Source organism: Acidovorax sp. GW835-FHT14G06 (assembly GCF_058793595.1).
Genome location: NZ_JBXAGA010000002.1, coordinates 54,859 through 71,654, shown reverse-complemented (window position 1 = coordinate 71,654; position 16,796 = coordinate 54,859). Strand labels below are relative to the sequence as shown.

Genomic DNA, 16,796 nt, shown 5'->3' with positions numbered 1-16,796 from the left:
TGAGCACTCCTATGTCCTCCGAAACCGTATCTCCTGCCCATTGGGCGCTGGGCCGCCTCAGCTGGGACGCCGTGCCGATGGCGCACGAGCCCATCGTGCTGGCCACTTTTATTGCCGTGGTGCTTGGCGGCCTGGTCGTCGTGGCCGGCATCACCAAGTTCCGCCTGTGGGGCCCTCTGTGGCGCGACTGGATCTGCAGCATTGACCACAAACGCATCGGCATCATGTACATGATCCTGGGCTTGGTGATGCTGCTGCGTGGCTTTGCCGACGCTGTGATGATGCGCCTGCAGCAGGCCATGGCCTTTGGCGACAACATGGGTTACCTGCCGCCGCACCACTACGACCAGATCTTCACCGCACACGGCGTGATCATGATCTTCTTCGTGGCGATGCCGCTGGTCACGGGGCTGATGAACTACCTCGTGCCCCTGCAGATCGGGGCGCGCGACGTGTCCTTCCCGTTCCTGAACAACTTCAGCTTCTGGATGACCACGGCGGGCGCCGTGCTGGTGATGGTGTCGCTGTTCCTGGGCGAGTTCTCCACCTCCGGCTGGCTGGCACTGTCCAACCTGGGGGCGCAGAGCCCGAGTACGGGTCTGGATTACTACATCTGGGCACTGCAGATTGCCGGGGTGGGCACCACGCTCTCGGGTATCAACCTGATCGTGACCATCATCAAGATGCGCGCACCGGGCATGAGCCTGATGAAGATGCCCGTGTTCACCTGGACTGCCTTGTGCACCAACGCGCTGATCGTTGCGTCGTTCCCCGTGCTCACGGCCGCACTGGTGCTGATGTCGCTGGACCGCTATGTCGGCACCAACTTCTTCACCAATGAGCTGGGTGGCAACCCCATGCTGTACGTGAACCTGATCTGGATCTGGGGCCACCCTGAGGTGTACATCCTGGTGCTGCCTGCCTTCGGTGTGTTCTCCGAAGTGGTCGCCACCTTCAGCAAGAAGCGTCTGTTCGGCTACACCTCCATGGTGTACGCCACGGTGTGTATCACCATCCTGTCGTACCTGGTGTGGCTGCATCACTTCTTCACCATGGGTTCGGGTGCCAGCGTGAACACCTTCTTCGGTATCACGACCATGATCATCTCGATCCCCACGGGCGCGAAGATATTCAACTGGCTGTTCACCATGTACAAGGGCCGCATCCGCTTTGAGCTGCCCATGATGTGGACCGTGGCGTTCATGGTCACGTTCGCCATCGGCGGCATGACCGGCGTGCTGCTGGCCGTGCCCCCGGCCGACTTCGTGCTGCACAACAGCCTGTTCCTCATCGCCCACTTCCACAACGTGATCATCGGCGGCGTGGTGTTTGCCATGTTTGCCGGCATCAACTACTGGTACCCCAAGGCGTTTGGCTACAAGCTCGACCGCACCTGGGGCGTGCGCTCCTTCTGGCTGTGGCTGGTGGGCTTCTGGGTGGCGTTCACGCCGCTGTATGTGCTAGGCCTGATGGGCGTCACCCGCCGTGCCAACCACTTCGAAGACCAGTCACTTCAGATCTGGTTCGTGATCGCTGCCATCGGCGCGGCCATGATTGCCGCAGGCATTGGTTGCTTCCTGATCCAGCTGGTGGTCAGCTTCCTGAAGCGCGACCAACTGCGCGACTGGACGGGCGACCCCTGGGACGGCCGCACGCTGGAGTGGGCTACCTCGTCGCCTCCACCCAACTACAACTTTGCCTTCACCCCCGTGGTGCACGAGATCGACGCGTGGTGGGACATGAAGAAGCACGGATACAAGCGTCCTCTGGCGGGCTTCCAGCCCATCCACATGCCGGCCAACACTGGCGCTGGCGTGGTGATCTCGGGGCTGTCGCTGGTGTTCGGCTTTGCACTGATCTGGCACATGTGGCTGCTGGCGGGCGTCTCGTTTGCGGCCGTCGTTCTGGCCGCCATCATCCACACGTTCAACTACAAGCGTGACTTCTACATCCCGGCATCCGAGGTGATCTCCACCGAAGAAGCCCGCACACTCCAACTGGCCCGCCATGTCTGATATCCGCATCCACGCTGGCGCCGCAGCAGGCGCCCTGGCCCCGCGCGAGTACCACCTCGCGCACGAGCCCCATCCTGAAAACGGCACGGCCCTGGGTTTCTGGCTGTACCTGATGAGCGACTGTCTCATCTTTGCAGCGCTGTTCGCCACCTACGGCGTGCTGGGTCGCAGCTATGCCGCAGGCCCCACCGGTGCGCAGTTGTTCGACCTGACCCTGGTGGCCATCAACACCGCCTTCCTGCTGCTGTCGTCCATCACCTTCGGTTTTGCCATGCTGCGCAAGCAGCTGGGCGATGTGCGCGGCACGCTGCTGTGGCTGGCGGTAACCGGCGTGTTTGGCCTGTGCTTTCTGGGGCTGGAGCTGTATGAGTTCTCGCACCTGCTGCACGAAGGCGCTGGCCCGCAGCGCAGTGCCTTCCTGTCGGCATTCTTCACGCTGGTGGGCACCCACGGCCTGCACGTCACCTTCGGCCTGATCTGGCTGGTGGTGCTGATGGTCCAGATTGGCAAGCATGGCCTGATCCCCGAGAACAACCGCCGCCTGATGTGCCTGTCCATGTTCTGGCACTTCCTGGACGTGGTCTGGATCGGCGTTTTCACCTTTGTGTACCTGATGGGGGTGCTGTAAATGAGCGCACAACACGCAACACAAGCGCACGATGCGCATGGTCATGACGATCACCACCACGACGCAGGCCCGCACAGCACGTTCTCGGGCTACATGACGGGGTTTGTGCTGTCCATCATCCTCACAGCCATTCCCTTCTGGCTGGTGATGGCCAAGGTGATCGCGGACCGCAACACGGCCGTGCTGGTGCTGGGCGGCTTCGCCGTGATCCAGATCCTGGTACACATGGTGTTCTTCCTGCACATGAACGGCAAGATCGAAGGGGGCTGGACCCTGCTGTCCACCATCTTCACAGTGGTGTTTGTAGCCATCGCCATTGCGGGTACCTTGTGGGTGATGTTCCACATGAATGCCAACATGATGCCGGAGCACCCCACCCCCACGCCTCCCACACACGAGGCGCCAGGGCACTCCACACCTTGATGCCGGCAGCCCACGCCACCATGGCCCCGCCGCGCCGGGGGTTGCGCCGCGCGGTCCTGCTGGTGCTGGGCATTGCCTTGTTCCTGGGCTTTGTTTCTCTGGGCACCTGGCAGGTCCAGCGCCGTATCTGGAAGCTGGATCTCATCGAAAGGGTGGACCAACGGGTGCATGCAGCACCGGTCGCGCCGCCCCCTGTGGAGCATTGGTCCAGCATCGATGCAGCACGCCATGAGTACCAGCCCGTGGCCCTCCAGGGCCGCTGGTTGCCCGGCAAGACGGTGCTGACGCAGGCTGTCACTGAGCTGGGCGCAGGCTTCTGGGTGATCACGGCCCTGCAACGGGATGACGGTACCCAGGTGCTGGTGAACCGGGGTTTTGTGCCCCAAGAGCAGCGCACCCAATGGCTGGAAGCGTCGACCCCTGCTGGTGGCCCTGTCACCGTACAGGGGCTGTTGCGCATGACCGAACCAGACGGCGGCTTTCTGCGTACAAACGACCCAGCGCAGCAGCGCTGGTACTCGCGCGATGTGGCGGCCATCAGCAGCGCGCTGGGTCTGCCCCGGGCGGCTCCGTTTTTTGTAGACGCTGGACTTCCGGGTGCTGGAGTTCCGGGTGCAACGGCGGCTGCTTCAGCAGCTCCCAGCTGGCCCCGCGCGGGCATGACGGTCATCCGATTCCACAACAGCCATCTGGTGTACGCCCTGACCTGGTATGGTCTTGCGCTCATGGTTGTGGCGGCGGGCTGGTATGTGGCACGCTACGAGCGCAGCTTGAGCGCCCAGAGCCGCCCACCAACCACCGATGAACACCCTCCAACGCCCTGACCCCGTCACGCCCCCTGCGCAGCGCAATGCGCGTTCAGCCGACGCGGCAGCCGGCATCAAGAACCTGCAGCAACTGATCGAGCTGCGCTGGATTGCGGTGGTGGGCCAGGTGTTCACCATCGAGATGGCGCACTACAGCCTAGGCTTGAAGCTCCCGCTTCAGGAGATGCTGCTCGTGGTCGGCTGCCTGGCGGTCTTCAACGTGGTGAGCCTGCTGCGCCTGGGCACGGGCCGCGCGGTGCGCAACGTGGAGCTCTTCCTGGCGCTGCTGATTGACGTGGCGGTGCTCACCGTGCAGCTGTACCTGAGCGGCGGCACCAGCAACCCGTTTGTTTTTCTGTACCTGCTGCAGATCACGCTGGGCGCGGTGCTGCTGCGCGGGGCCTACATCTGGTCCATCGTGATCATCACCGTCCTGTGCTTTGCTGCGCTGGCAGACCACCACCTGCCGCTGGCCCTGCCCCAGGATCTGCACCAGGGCTTGTCGAGTCTGTATGTGCTCGGGCTGCTGGTGTGCTTCGTGCTCAACGCCACGCTGGTGATGGTGTTCATCACCCGCATCAACCGCAACCTGCGCGAGCGCGACGCCCGCCTTGCGGCAGCGCGGCGTCGCCGCGTCGAAGAAGAGCACATCGTGCGCATGGGCCTGCTGGCGTCCGGCGCCGCGCACGAGCTGGGCACTCCGCTGTCCACACTTGCGGTCATCCTTGGCGACTGGCAGCACGACAAGCGACTGGCCGCCAACGCAGCACTCAAGGAAGACATTGCCGAAATGCAGACCCAGGTGCAACGGTGCAAGAGCATCGTGAGCGGCATCCTGCTGTCGGCGGGTGAAACGCGGGGCGAGGCGTCGATGCAGACCACCGTGCGCAAGTTTGTGGATGCACTGGCGCAGGAATGGCGCAGCACGCGCACGATCCCCCAGTTTGACTATGACAACGACTTTGGCGCCGACACCCCCATGGTGTCGGACACCACCCTCAAGCAAATGGTTTTCAATGTGCTGGACAATGCACGCGACGCCTCGCCAGGCTGGGTACGGCTGGCGGTCACGCGCAATGCAGACGCCTTGTGCATGACCGTGACCGATGCAGGCCCTGGTTTTGCGCCCGACATGCTCTCCAAGCTGGGCACCCCGTACCAGTCCTCCAAAAACCGCCCCGGCGGTGGTCTGGGCCTGTATCTGGTACTGAACGTGGCCCGGACTCTGGGTGGCAGCGTCGAAGCACGCAACCGGCCCGAAGGGGGCGCACGGGTGACCATAGAGCTGCCCCTGGCCGCCATTGCGCTGCCCGAGAAAGTATGAATGAACGAAAGAACCCGCCGTGGACATTGAAGAAGCGCAACGACAGCTGCTGATCGTCGAAGACGACGAGGCTTTCGCGCGAACATTGGCACGCTCGTTTGAGCGGCGCGGCTACAGCGTGTTGCAGGCTGCAAGCCTCGCCGATGTGGAGGCCTTGCTGAAGCAGCACCAGCCCGGCTATGCGGTGGTGGACCTCAAGCTCAAGGGCGAGGCCTCTGGCCTGGCCTGCGTGCAGACGCTGCACGCAGCTGACGATGGGATGCTGATCGTGGTGCTGACCGGCTTTGCCAGTATTGCCACAGCCGTGGAGGCGGTGAAACTGGGCGCCTGCCACTATCTTGCCAAGCCCTCCAACACCGACGACATAGAAGCTGCTTTTGGCCTGAAAGCAGGCAATGCCGAAGTGGAGCTGACCAATCGCTCCAGCTCCATCAAAACCCTGGAATGGGAACGCATCAACGAGGTCCTGGCAGAGACTGGCTTTAACCTGTCAGAGGCCGCGCGGCGCCTGGGCATGCACCGCCGCACGCTCACGCGCAAGCTCGAAAAAAAGCAGGTGCGTTAGCGCCAACGGCTTTGGGCCCGCTCTCCCCTGTGCGGTGCCCAGCCATCTCGTGGAGCGCAATCTGCACGGCCGTCATGCGCTCCTCTGGGGCCCCGAAGGCACTCAGGCAGCCTCAGGCACTGCCTTCAGCATCTGCTGCTCGAACGCACGCAAGCGCTTGTAGATCGAGATCTGCTCCACCACCGTGCTCCAGTTCAGCACCAGAAACTGGAAGGACTCCAGCACCTTGTCAAAGGCCCGTGCAATCTGCTGCATCACGCCCAGGGTGATCACGCCCGCAATCAGCGTGGGGCCCAGAGCCACCAGGGGCACCAACACACTGACCTGCAGGTAAGACCACTTCACCACATCAAAGTACAGGTAGTGAAAAAACAGCCGGAAGTAATTGCGGCGCACGCCTGCGAACAGCTCGGCTGCGGTGGGTGGAGAGGCCCGGTTCGGATCATCCTCACCCAATACCAGCTCCTTGCGGTACGCCGCCTCCACGCGCTGGTTGTGAAACTCCAGCCCCGGCAGCTTCACGCCCACGCAGGCCAGCAGCAGCGTGCCTCCCAATGACCAGGCCAATGCCACCCAGACCAGGGAGTGAGGAACGGCACCGATCAAAGGCAACGCGGTGACTTTGTCTGACAGCGCCCAAAGCACCGGCAGAAAGGCCCCGAGCGTCATGAGGCTGCGCATGAAGCTCAGGCCCAGGTCCTCCATGGTGCGGGCGAAACGCATGGTGTCTTCCTGAACACGCTGGGCCGCACCCTCAATATGGCGCAGGCGTGGCCAGGCTGCCATGTAGTGTTCGTTCATCGCCTGGCGCCAGCGGAAGATGTAGTGCTTGCTGAAAAAATCTACCAGCACTGCCGTCGTCACGTAGATCATGGCAATGCGCGCAAAGGTCGTGAGCTGCCCCCAGAACTGCTCTGCAGTGATGCTGCCAGGTTTGCCCAAAGCCTCCTGGATGAGATCGTAAAAGCTGCCGAACCAGTCGTTGATCTGCACGTCCAGCTGCACGCGGTATGCCGTGGCCAAAAGAATGACGACAGAACCCAAGATAGACCAGGCCCACCAGCGGCGGGCAAAAAAGAAGGACTTGAACATCGTAGGGCCGTGTTGGAATGGTTCTGCGGACTCTGAGTGCAACACAGAATGAACGTTCCGCTGAGAACACCAAGCCCTTCATCACATCCCACAGGGTGCACACGCGAACCAGCATCCTTGCACAGGGCATGCCAGACTCCTGACTCTAGCGCTGCCGGGCTCGCTCCTCCAGCCACTGCTGCGCCGGCTGCTGTCCACCAAAACGCGCCCAATCCATCGCACTGTTTCCGTGCGGATCACGCCGCGAAAGATCCACCCCATGCTCATCCAGCCAACGCAGCGCGGCCACCTGCCCCTTGGCTGCGGCCAGCATGGCCGGTGTTTCGCCCCGGCTGGCAGGCGCAGGCTCATCCAGCAACTGCCCCTGGGACACCAACCACTGCAGGCATGGAACACACCCGCTTTGCGCTGCCATGTGCACAGGGCCCCAATCCCAGCGATTGCGGGCCTGCAGGCTGGCCCCTGCCTGCACCAGGCGTTGCGCCACCGCCAGATGGCCGCCATAGAAGGCCCGCAGGAGGGCCGTGTCGCCGCGCTCGCTGTCTTTGGCCGTTTGCCGCAAATCGGGCTGGGCCCCCGCTTGCAGCAGCGCCTGCACGTGCGCCAGCTGCCCCCGGTGGGCGGCCAGCATCAGCACGGAGGAGCCGGTGTCTGCCAGCAGGTTGGGGTTGGCGCCATCGCGCAGTGCCTGCGCCAGTGCGCTGGCATCGCCCGCATTCTGGGCGTCCATCAGGCGGGCATCTGCAGGTGCCCAAATGCGCGATGAGGCCACTGCCGCAGGTGCTTGCAGCACTGCGCTGCGACCTGTCCCCAACAACGCGCGCCCGCCATGGGCCCACCACACGAGCAAGCCGAAAAACAAGAGCCATGCCCAGCCTCCCCAGACTGGGCGTGAATGGGCAGCCACCTGGGGCCGCTGCGCCCCTGGCGTGAAGCGCCCCCGTCGGTCCAGCCACGCAAGGGCCACCGCCTGGCCCACGGCCTGCGCGGCGGCAGGGCCGCTCAGCCCTGGCGTCAGCTTTTGCGAATGCCCTGACGCATCCTTGCCCAGCACCGCGTGGTAGGCCTGGGTCCCTGCCGTGAACTGCAGCTTGTGCACCAGCGACTGGCTGGATTCGCCTGGCAGGGTTGCCACGCGAGACCAAACCCAAGAGCCGCGACGCACGACCAGGCCATCGTCCTGCACCCGCAGCGTCCACCGCCGGGTGGCGGCATGCAAGGCCCAGGCGGGCAGCGCCAACACAGCCAACCAACCCCCAAAGCCACTCGGCAGCACCAGGGCGCTGGGCTGGATGCGGTCATTCACCCACCACTCCAGCGCCAGCAAAGCCAGGGCCACCGCCGCAGACCAGCGCCAAGCGGTCTGCGTGAACGCGAGGGACCAAGCATCTGGCGTTTCGGTCAAACGCACGCCAGGGGGAAGAAAGCCCGGGGATTCAACCGACTTCCCCATGCCCGGAGAATCCAACAGCTGAGAGGCCACATCACGCCCCAAGGCGGGTGGTTCGATCGGGACTTCCTGCGTCCACTGGGTCCGCCGGTCGAAACGGTCTGGCACCGAAGCGGCCTCCGCCCAGGACGGGGTGACAGCCTGGACCGCCAGGTCGTACGCGAGCTCCAACGCACCATCGGCTCGCACCAGTTCCAGCCGCCAGTCCACCCGCTCGCCACCGCGCCGCGCACCGTGGGTGGGGGCGTCATCAGGCAGCTCAAAACGCGCCACCAGGCGCATCGCGCCCTCACCGGTCGGCTGGCGCCGCGCCGTGGCCTTCAGCACCTCCACCTGGCGCTCGGGCGAGCCGGAGCTGGATTCGTCCACACGGTATTGCGCCAGTTGCAGGTGCAGGCTTTCGGCCCCGGCTTGCTGCACAGCCCGCACAGGCAGCACCAGTGTGATTTCGACCGGCCGCCCCGCCGTGGGCCGCGATGGCAGGGCCGTCATACCAACCCCCTGGTAGCGCCAGGCCTTGCGGCTGTTCTGCCAGGCGGCAGCGACCAAGCCCACGCCGATCACCACAAAGACGCCCATGAAGCCCTTGGCCCACCAGGGCCCTTTGCCGTCCGACCAGAACAAGGCTGCCATAGGGAAAGCGATGCCACACCAGAATACCGCGAAGAACCACAACGCCCCCTGCCCCTTGGCCAGGGAATGCTTTGGCTCCAGGTCGTCGGGCACATCGTCCTGGGGGCGCCTCAAGATGCGCAGGAACATCCATGCAGCAGTCCCCCCGACGCCGGTGAACACCAGGGCAAACGGCAGTCGAAAAATTTGCAGCCGCCAGCGAATGCTGCGGTCCAGCAGGGCTTGGGCTGGGGCCTGAGGGTTGACCCAGGCGGTGATGGATTCGCCCCGCTCCTGCGCTTGGTGCAGGGTGCGGTGCCATTGCGCCTGCCAGTCGCCCACGTTGTCGGCACTGGGGTGCCGGTCCAGCCCCACGCGCTGCGCTTCGTACGTTTTCCCCGCCACGGTGTAGCGGTACCGGGCCAGCACCTGGTAGGTGGTGCCGCCCTCGCTGCCCGCGTGCTGTTTCAATTGCACATCCAGCACCTGGGCTGGCACGGGCTGCCATGGTCTCACGGTCCAGGCTGCCAGCGCCGTTTCAGCCAAGGGCCGCAAACCTGCCCAATACCCGCCGGCCCCGAACCCCACCGCAAAGATGGCGCAGAAAACCAGCAAAACCCCTCGTCCCATGGTGTTGCCCATGGCTCCCTCCTTTTGTTGTTGTTATGGATGTCTTGTTATGGGCTCCAGCATAGTGACGAATGGATGACGTTTGTGTGACACACAAGGTGGGCCAAAAAAAACGGCCCCTGAGGGCCGCTTCTGTTGCGCAAAAAACGCGAGGATCAGGCGGTGACGCCCTTGGCGGTTTCTGCGTACTCTTCGATCTGGTCGAAGTTGAGGTACTTGTAGATCGACGCGCCGTCCTTGTTCACGATGCCCATGGCGTCGTGGTACTCGGCCACCGTCGGGATCTTGCCCAGCTTGGACGCGATGGCAGCCAGCTCGGCAGAGGCCAGGAACACGTTGGTGTTCTTGCCCAGGCGGTTGGGGAAGTTACGGGTGGAGGTAGACACCACGGTAGCGCCTTCGCGCACCTGTGCCTGGTTGCCCATACACAGCGAGCAGCCGGGCATTTCGGTACGTGCACCAGCGGCACCAAAGTTGGCGTAGTGGCCTTCTTTGATCAGCTCGCTCTCGTCCATCTTGGTGGGTGGTGCCACCCACAGCTTGACGGGGATGTCACGGCTGCCGCCCAGCAGCTTGGCAGCTGCGCGGAAGTGGCCGATATTGGTCATGCAAGAACCGATGAAGGCTTCATCGATCTTAGTGCCGGCCACTTCCGACAGGGTCTTGGCGTCGTCAGGATCGTTGGGGCAGCACAGGATGGGTTCCTTGATGTCGGCCAGATCGATCTCGATGACGGCTGCGTATTCGGCATCCTTGTCGGCTTCGAGCAGGTTGGGTTTGGCCAACCAGGCTTCCACCTTTTCGATACGGCGCTGCAGTGTGCGTGCATCGGCGTAGCCGTCGGCAATCATGTTCTTCATCAGCACGACGTTGCTGGTGAGGTATTCCTTGACCGGCTCGGGGTTGAGCTTGATGGTGCAACCGGCAGCAGAACGCTCTGCGGATGCATCAGACAGTTCAAACGCTTGCTCAACCTTCAGGTCTGGCAGGCCTTCGATTTCAAGGATGCGGCCGGAGAAGACGTTCTTCTTGCCAGCCTTGGCCACCGTGAGCAGACCCGCCTTGATGGCATACAGAGGAATGGCGTGCACAAGGTCGCGCAGCGTCACGCCAGGCTGCATTTCGCCCTTGAAGCGCACCAGCACCGACTCGGGCATGTCCAGAGGCATCACGCCAGTTGCAGCGCCGAAAGCCACCAGGCCAGAGCCTGCCGGGAAAGAAATACCGATGGGGAAACGCGTGTGCGAGTCGCCGCCCGTACCCACGGTATCAGGCAGCAGGAGGCGGTTGAGCCAGCTGTGGATCACACCGTCGCCAGGACGCAGGGCCACGCCACCACGGTTGCTGATGAACGCGGGCAGTTCGCGGTGGGTCTTCACGTCCACAGGCTTGGGGTAGGCCGCGGTATGGCAGAACGACTGCATGACCAGATCGGCCGAGAAGCCAAGGCAGGCCAAGTCCTTCAGCTCGTCACGGGTCATGGGGCCCGTGGTGTCTTGCGAACCCACGGTGGTCATCTTGGGTTCGCAGTACGTCCCGGGGCGCACGCCCTGGCCTTCTGGCAAGCCCACGGCACGGCCCACCATCTTCTGTGCCAGCGTAAAGCCTGCAGTCGTTGCCACAGGCGCGGTCGGCAGGCGGAACAACGTGGAAACAGGGAGGCCCAGGAATTCGCGGGCCTTGGCGGTCAGCGAACGCCCGATGATCAGGTTGATACGACCACCAGCGCGCACTTCGTCAAACAGCACATCGCTCTTGAGCTTGAACTCCACCACGGTCTCGCCGTTCTTCACGATCTTGCCGTCGTAGGGGAGGATATCGACCACGTCGCCCATTTCGAGCTTGGACACATCCACTTCGATGGGCAGGGAGCCAGAGTCTTCTTGCGTGTTGAAGAAGATGGGGGCGATCTTGCCACCCAGCGTCACGCCACCGAAGCGCTTGTTGGGCACAAACGGAATGTCCTGGCCCGTGGCCCAGATCACACTGTTGGTGGCCGACTTGCGGCTGGAGCCCGTGCCCACCACGTCGCCCACATAGGCCACGAGGTGGCCCTTCTTCTTGAGGTCTTCGATGAACTGCATCGGGCCGCGCTTGCCGTCTTCTTCTGGCTTGAACGCCGCGCCTTCGCGGGTGTTCTTGAGCATGGCCAGATAGTGCAGAGGAATGTCAGGGCGGCTCCATGCATCGGGGGCAGGCGACAGGTCGTCGGTGTTGGTTTCACCGGGCACCTTGAACACCGTGACGGTGATCTTCTTTTCGACTTCAGGGCGGGTGGTGAACCACTCGGCATCGGCCCAGCTCTTGATGACTTCCTGCGCCTTGGCGTTGCCCGCCTTGGCCTTTACGGCAACGTCGTTGAAGAAGTCGAACATCAGCAGCGTCTTCTTCAGGCCCTCAGCGGCCACACCGGCCACTTCGGCATCGTCCAGCAATTCGATCAGCGGGTGCACGTTGTAACCACCCACCATGGTGCCCAGCAGTTCCGTGGCCTTGGCCTTGGAGATCAGACCCACGGTGATGTCACCATGCGCCACAGCAGCCAGGAAGCTGGCCTTGACCTTGGCAGCATCGTCCACGCCAGGAGGCACGCGATGGGTCAGCAGGTCCAGCAAAAAGGCATCTTCACCAGCCGGTGGGTTCTTGATCAGTTCGATCAGTTCGGCCACCTGCTTGGCGTCCAGGGGCAGAGGCGGGATACCCAGTGCAGCGCGTTCGGCGGCATGGTCTCGGTAGGCTTTCAACATCGTTTTCTCCAGTTGCGTTCTAAGTTGGGGCGTAGCGTGTGACGGAGGGGTTGGCACCAGGGCCCACGTGCTCCGCACACACCGGTCGTTGGTTGATCCGCGCGGCTTACTTGGCGGCGGGCAAGGGGTCCAGCACGCTCACGGGCGGGTTCTTCTTGATGGCTTCCGCCACCACCACCTGCTCAGGGCTCATGCACTCGTCGGCCAATCGCTGGCCCGCACGCTGGTTCATCAGCATGGACTTGTTGGCGATCTGCAGCCACACCGCACCACCCTTTGTGTCCTCCAGGCGCACCGTGCCCGTGGTCGTGGCCACCGGCGACATGTAGTACTTAAAGCCCTTGCCTTCCACATGGAAGTGGCCGGGGGTTGCGGGATCGGCTGTCACCGTGACAAAGGCCCCCAGCTCGCAGGGCATGCGCCCCACATGCACGCGCTCGGCAATCGCCAGCTCGGCAGGCGACAGGGCCGCTTCAGCGGCGATGATGCCGGCCGCCACCTGGTTGGTGGCGCTCTTGAGTTGGGTACGGCTGCTGGTGGGTTCAGCCTTGGCAGTGGCATGGCTCTTCGCAGGAGCCTTGGCCGCAGTCTTGCCCTCAGCAGGCTTGGCGGCCGTTTTGGCGGCTGGCTTGGCAGCGGGTTTGGCTGCAGCCTTGGTGTCGGACTTGGCCGCTGGCTGAGCTGTTGTTTGTGCCAAGGCGAAGGCCGGAGCCAGCAACAAGAGAGCGGAGGCAATGACGAATTTCATGGGAAGTCCTGCGTGGAAATATCCAGGGGTGTTCACGATGGAACGAGAGTCGATGCGTCAAACCAGTGACGCACCGCCAAGGGTAACGCGCGCCCAGTGCTGTGGGCGCGCTCCAGAATCTGCCAATAAAAACGGTAGCTCGCACGGTCATGCAATACCCCATCCACACTGATGGGGGCCCAGTTTGCCAACGCAGCCGCTGCAATGATCCGGGATGCGGTATCGATATCGTCCTGCTGCGGCGCAAAGGCCTTCAAGATGGTGCGGATCTGCGCCGGATGGATGCTCCACATCCGTGTGTAGCCCAGTTCGCGCGATGCGCGGCTGGCAGCGCCTTGCAGGGCAACCATGCCCGCAAATTCAGTGACTACGCAATGTGAGGGCACCTTGCCGTGCGCATGACAGGCCGAGGCAATTTCGAGCTTGGCACGCACCACCAGCGGGTGCGTGAACTGCCCGGCAGAGGTCATGGCCTGCGCGGGAATGGCGCCCCCATGGGCGGACACAAAGTCCATCAGGCCAAAACTCAGGCTCTGCACACGGGGGTGGGCAGCGATTTCAAAGGCGCGCTGCACGGCAGCTGGGGATTCGATCAGCACATGCAGAGGCACATGGGCCGCCGACGCGCGCTCCAGCGCACGTTCAGCCAGCAGCACATCGTCCACTGACTCGACCTTGGGCACCATGAAGTGGCACAGCTTGTGCCCTGCCTCGCCCGCGATCGTGGCGACATCATTGGCAAACGCAGGGTGGTCCACCGCGTGAACGCGGGCCGCTACCCGAGCTGCGGGGGCCGCAGTGGCTGCCAGACTTGCCACCAGGGACGCATGCTGCGACTCCAGCCCGACGGGTGCGCCATCTTCACAGTCGAGGGTGACATCAAAGACGCAGGTGCCAAACTCCTGGGTCATCTCCGCCTGCAATTGCAGGCTTTTGCGCATGCGCACTTCCACGCCACTGTAGTGGTCGCAGACCGGTAGAAAACCGGTCTGCGCTTGGGCGCCGAGCAACACATCGCGCGGATGGACGGACGCAGCACCCTGCCCCGATACGGGGGCTTGGGTGGCCCGAAGGCCCGATGCCACAGGCGTCGGCTGCATTGCGTCGTTCACCGGCTCGCTTACAGCAGGTGCTTGACGCCGTCTTGCTCGCCTTGCAGTTCGGCCAGCGTGATGTTGATACGCTCTTGCGAGAACGCATCGATTTCCAGACCTTCAACGATCTTGTACTCGCCGTTTTCGCAGGTCACGGGGAAACCAAACATCGTGTCCTTGGGAATGCCGTATTCGCCGTTGGATGGGACACCCATGGTGACCCACTTGCCATTGGTGCCCAGAGCCCAGTCGCGCATGTGGTCGATGGCTGCATTGGCTGCGGACGCAGCCGAAGACAGGCCACGGGCTTCGATGATGGCGGCGCCCCGCTTGCCAACGGTGGGCAGGAAGGTGTTGGCGTTCCACTCTTGGTCGTTGATCATCTTGGCAACGCTTTCGCCCTTGATGGTGGCGAAGCGGTAGTCAGCGTACATCGTGGGCGAGTGGTTGCCCCACACAGTCAGCTTTTCGATGTCGGCCACGGCCTTGCCGGTCTTGGCAGCGACTTGGCTGGCAGCGCGGTTGTGGTCCAGGCGCAGCATGGCGGTGAAGTTCTTGCGTGGCAGATCAGGGGCCGACTTCATGGCGATGTAGGCATTGGTGTTGGCAGGGTTGCCCACCACCAGCACCTTCACGTCACGCGAGGCCACGGCGTTCAGAGCCTTGCCTTGAGCCGTGAAGATAGCGCCGTTGACGGCCAGCAGCTCGGCACGCTCCATGCCAGGGCCACGTGGGCGGGAGCCGACCAGCAGTGCGTAGTCCGCGTCCTTGAAGGCGGTCATGGGGTCGCTGTGTGCGGTCATCTCGACGAGCAGCGGGAAGGCGCAGTCGTCCAGCTCCATCATCACGCCCTTGAGCGCTTTTTGAGGGCCTTCGACAGGGACTTCGAGCAATTGCAGGATGACCGGCTGGTCCTTGCCCAACATCTCGCCGGAGGCGATACGGAACAGCAGTGCGTAACCGATTTGACCGGCGGCGCCGGTGACAGCGACGCGAACGGGCTTCTTGCTCATGGTGAAAACTCCAGGAAGTGAGGAAAACAGGTGTGAGTGCAACGCAAGCACCAGCGCCTGTCACCAGTAGCCCGTGCCCCGCAAAACAGCATTGGAGTTTACCCCTGATTGGACACCTCGGTCAATTTGTCTTATGTCTTATATAAGATATGATTGCAACCCGTTTGTCGTCCGATTGTCATGCGGCAACCGCACTGCCGCACACAACACACGCACAACTTACAGATCTCAAACCATGTCATCGCTTCCGTTCGCAGCAGACAGCCCCGCGCCCCCTCAGAGCGCAGCGGGAGCCGCCACGCCAGCGTTCAGCCCGCTGTACCAACAGATCAAGGGACTGATCCTGCAAAGCCTGCAGCAGGGCGAATGGAAGCCTGGCGAGGCCATCCCGAGCGAAATGGAGCTGGCAGCACGTTTTCGCGTCAGCCAGGGCACCGTACGCAAGGCGATTGACGAACTGGCCGCAGAGAACCTGGTGATGCGCCGGCAGGGCAAAGGCACTTTTGTCGCCACCCACGCCGAGCAGCATGTGCAGTACCGCTTTCTGAAGCTGCTACCCGACACCGGAGACGCTCGCGTGGAGGGCCCCGCGCAGCGCCGCGTGATCGACTGCCGCCGTGTGCGAGCCAGCGCCGACGTGGCCCGCGCACTCGCACTGCGCAGCGGCGATGCCGTCATGCAGGCCAGGCGCATCCTGTCGTTTGCAGGGGTGCCCACCATTTTGGAAGACATCTGGCTGCCAGGGCAGGCCTTCAAGGGCCTCACGGCCGAGCAGCTCGCCAACTACCAGGGGCCAACCTACGCCATGTTCGAACTCGACTTTGGCGTGCGCATGGTACGGGCCGAAGAAAAAATCCGCGCCGTGTTGCCCGATGAGGAACAGGCAGAACTGCTACAGATCACACCCGTGACACCGCTATTGAGCGTCGAACGCATTGCCTATACCTACAACGATGTTCCCATGGAGTTACGCCGGGGCCTGTATCGCACCGATACCCATCACTACCGTAATGAATTGAGCTGACAGCAGGCTGGCACCCGAGCATTAACGTCGAAAATTTCAAGCCCGGCTAAACCCTTGTGTTGCGTTGCAATAGAATTTTGTGTTCTTTGCATCTTCAAATTACAAAGCAGTTACATCCACGAAAGCACCAGAAATGACAGAACTAGCCAAAAAACGGCCTGAATTCCGCAACATCAATGCCTTCAAGGACTTGACAACCTACCGCATGACGCCTGCCGCGTGGGTTTCGATCTTGCACCGCGCCAGCGGACTGATCATGTTCCTGCTGCTGCCTTTCATCATCTGGATGTTCGACACCTCGGTGTCTTCCGAAATCTCGTTCGCCAAATTCTCGGCGGCCTTCAACATCGGCATCGGTTTTGTACCAGGCTGGTTCATCAAGCTGGTCGCACTGGCTCTGATCTGGGCCTACCTGCACCACTTCACTGCCGGTCTGCGCCACCTGTGGATGGACGTGAGCCACAGCGCCGTGAACAAGCAATTTGGCAAAACCTCTGCGCTGGCAGTGCTGGTCATCAGCATTTCGCTGGCGCTGGTGCTGGGTGCCAAGCTTTTCGGTCTGTACTGATCAATCCACAAATACGGCGGTTGCTGCCAGCCAGCGCCCGCTGAAGCACGAGAGGAA

14 protein-coding genes are annotated in these 16,796 nt (G+C 62.8%); 8 read left to right on the top strand and 6 right to left on the bottom strand.

The annotated features are described in order from the left end of the window. The first annotated feature begins 11 nt into the window (after positions 1 to 11). Genes cyoB through AC1Q64_RS02720 form a run of 6 tightly spaced genes read left to right on the top strand, consistent with a single transcriptional unit; the run spans position 12 to position 5,761 of the window. Positions 12 to 2,015 (top strand): cytochrome o ubiquinol oxidase subunit I, encoded by a 2,004-nt coding sequence (gene cyoB / locus AC1Q64_RS02745; protein ID WP_291435973.1) that lies wholly within the window; start codon positions 12 to 14, stop codon positions 2,013 to 2,015. Continuing rightward, positions 2,008 to 2,643 carry a cytochrome o ubiquinol oxidase subunit III gene (cyoC, locus tag AC1Q64_RS02740; RefSeq protein ID WP_291435971.1) on the top strand — a complete coding sequence of 212 codons (636 nt, stop codon included), beginning with the start codon at positions 2,008 to 2,010 and terminating at the stop codon, positions 2,641 to 2,643. The genes cyoB and cyoC overlap by 8 nt, the downstream gene beginning before the upstream one ends. Then, positions 2,644 to 3,066: a cytochrome o ubiquinol oxidase subunit IV gene (cyoD, locus tag AC1Q64_RS02735; RefSeq protein WP_291435970.1), complete on the top strand. Its 423-nt coding sequence runs from the start codon at positions 2,644 to 2,646 to the stop codon at positions 3,064 to 3,066. It begins immediately after the preceding gene. Next, complete coding sequence (locus tag AC1Q64_RS02730) at positions 3,066 to 3,890, top strand: SURF1 family protein (protein WP_492250368.1); 825 nt, start codon at positions 3,066 to 3,068, stop codon at positions 3,888 to 3,890. Before cyoD ends, AC1Q64_RS02730 begins: the two co-directional genes overlap by 1 nt. After that, the gene (locus AC1Q64_RS02725; RefSeq protein ID WP_492250367.1) at positions 3,868 to 5,196 is read left to right on the top strand and encodes an ATP-binding protein; all 1,329 of its coding nucleotides are present in this window, start codon (positions 3,868 to 3,870) and stop codon (positions 5,194 to 5,196) included. The genes AC1Q64_RS02730 and AC1Q64_RS02725 overlap by 23 nt, the downstream gene beginning before the upstream one ends. A gap of 19 nt (positions 5,197 to 5,215) precedes the next feature. After that, positions 5,216 to 5,761, top strand: coding sequence for a response regulator transcription factor (locus AC1Q64_RS02720; RefSeq protein WP_492250366.1), 546 nt, complete (start codon positions 5,216 to 5,218; stop codon positions 5,759 to 5,761). Positions 5,762 to 5,863: 102 nt separating this feature from the next. Here AC1Q64_RS02720 and sbmA read toward each other — a convergent pair whose 3' ends face one another. From sbmA to AC1Q64_RS02690, 6 genes are all read right to left on the bottom strand, one after another. Then, positions 5,864 to 6,853: a peptide antibiotic transporter SbmA gene (gene sbmA, locus AC1Q64_RS02715; RefSeq protein WP_291435962.1), complete on the bottom strand. Its 990-nt coding sequence runs from the start codon at positions 6,851 to 6,853 to the stop codon at positions 5,864 to 5,866. A gap of 145 nt (positions 6,854 to 6,998) precedes the next feature. Further along, complete coding sequence (locus AC1Q64_RS02710; RefSeq protein WP_492250365.1) at positions 6,999 to 9,557, bottom strand: ankyrin repeat domain-containing protein; 2,559 nt, start codon at positions 9,555 to 9,557, stop codon at positions 6,999 to 7,001. A 143-nt stretch (positions 9,558 to 9,700) separates the two neighbouring features. Further along, on the bottom strand, positions 9,701 to 12,292 hold the full coding sequence (acnB, locus tag AC1Q64_RS02705) for a bifunctional aconitate hydratase 2/2-methylisocitrate dehydratase (protein ID WP_291435955.1): 2,592 nt from the start codon (positions 12,290 to 12,292) through the stop codon (positions 9,701 to 9,703). A gap of 106 nt (positions 12,293 to 12,398) precedes the next feature. Next, complete coding sequence (locus AC1Q64_RS02700) at positions 12,399 to 13,040, bottom strand: hypothetical protein (RefSeq protein ID WP_492250364.1); 642 nt, start codon at positions 13,038 to 13,040, stop codon at positions 12,399 to 12,401. Between the two features lie 32 nt (positions 13,041 to 13,072). Beyond that, positions 13,073 to 14,140 carry an HpcH/HpaI aldolase/citrate lyase family protein gene (locus AC1Q64_RS02695; protein WP_492250363.1) on the bottom strand — a complete coding sequence of 356 codons (1,068 nt, stop codon included), beginning with the start codon at positions 14,138 to 14,140 and terminating at the stop codon, positions 13,073 to 13,075. Positions 14,141 to 14,160: 20 nt separating this feature from the next. Next, complete coding sequence (locus AC1Q64_RS02690) at positions 14,161 to 15,147, bottom strand: malate dehydrogenase (RefSeq protein WP_291435950.1); 987 nt, start codon at positions 15,145 to 15,147, stop codon at positions 14,161 to 14,163. Positions 15,148 to 15,382: 235 nt separating this feature from the next. Between AC1Q64_RS02690 and AC1Q64_RS02685 the strand changes: the two genes are divergently transcribed. Both AC1Q64_RS02685 and sdhC read left to right on the top strand, forming a co-directional pair. Then, positions 15,383 to 16,171 (top strand): GntR family transcriptional regulator, encoded by a 789-nt coding sequence (locus tag AC1Q64_RS02685; RefSeq protein ID WP_291435948.1) that lies wholly within the window; start codon positions 15,383 to 15,385, stop codon positions 16,169 to 16,171. 133 nt (positions 16,172 to 16,304) lie between these two features. Then, the gene (gene sdhC / locus AC1Q64_RS02680; protein ID WP_291435947.1) at positions 16,305 to 16,739 is read left to right on the top strand and encodes a succinate dehydrogenase, cytochrome b556 subunit; all 435 of its coding nucleotides are present in this window, start codon (positions 16,305 to 16,307) and stop codon (positions 16,737 to 16,739) included. Positions 16,740 to 16,796: the final 57 nt, after the last annotated feature.

Excerpts from the sequence above, each read along its gene's own strand:
- cyoB (WP_291435973.1), top strand. The coding sequence starts at position 12 with ATGTCCTCCGAAACCGTATCTCCTGCCCATTGGGCGCTGGGCCGCCTC.
- cyoC (WP_291435971.1), top strand. The coding sequence starts at position 2,008 with ATGTCTGATATCCGCATCCACGCTGGCGCCGCAGCAGGCGCCCTGGCC.
- cyoD (WP_291435970.1), top strand. The coding sequence starts at position 2,644 with ATGAGCGCACAACACGCAACACAAGCGCACGATGCGCATGGTCATGAC.
- AC1Q64_RS02730 (WP_492250368.1), top strand. The coding sequence starts at position 3,066 with ATGCCGGCAGCCCACGCCACCATGGCCCCGCCGCGCCGGGGGTTGCGC.
- AC1Q64_RS02725 (WP_492250367.1), top strand. The coding sequence starts at position 3,868 with ATGAACACCCTCCAACGCCCTGACCCCGTCACGCCCCCTGCGCAGCGC.
- sbmA (WP_291435962.1), bottom strand. The coding sequence starts at position 6,853 with ATGTTCAAGTCCTTCTTTTTTGCCCGCCGCTGGTGGGCCTGGTCTATC.
- AC1Q64_RS02710 (WP_492250365.1), bottom strand. The coding sequence starts at position 9,557 with ATGGGCAACACCATGGGACGAGGGGTTTTGCTGGTTTTCTGCGCCATC.
- acnB (WP_291435955.1), bottom strand. The coding sequence starts at position 12,292 with ATGTTGAAAGCCTACCGAGACCATGCCGCCGAACGCGCTGCACTGGGT.
- AC1Q64_RS02700 (WP_492250364.1), bottom strand. The coding sequence starts at position 13,040 with ATGAAATTCGTCATTGCCTCCGCTCTCTTGTTGCTGGCTCCGGCCTTC.
- AC1Q64_RS02695 (WP_492250363.1), bottom strand. The coding sequence starts at position 14,140 with ATGCAGCCGACGCCTGTGGCATCGGGCCTTCGGGCCACCCAAGCCCCC.
- AC1Q64_RS02690 (WP_291435950.1), bottom strand. The coding sequence starts at position 15,147 with ATGAGCAAGAAGCCCGTTCGCGTCGCTGTCACCGGCGCCGCCGGTCAA.
- AC1Q64_RS02685 (WP_291435948.1), top strand. The coding sequence starts at position 15,383 with ATGTCATCGCTTCCGTTCGCAGCAGACAGCCCCGCGCCCCCTCAGAGC.
- sdhC (WP_291435947.1), top strand. The coding sequence starts at position 16,305 with ATGACAGAACTAGCCAAAAAACGGCCTGAATTCCGCAACATCAATGCC.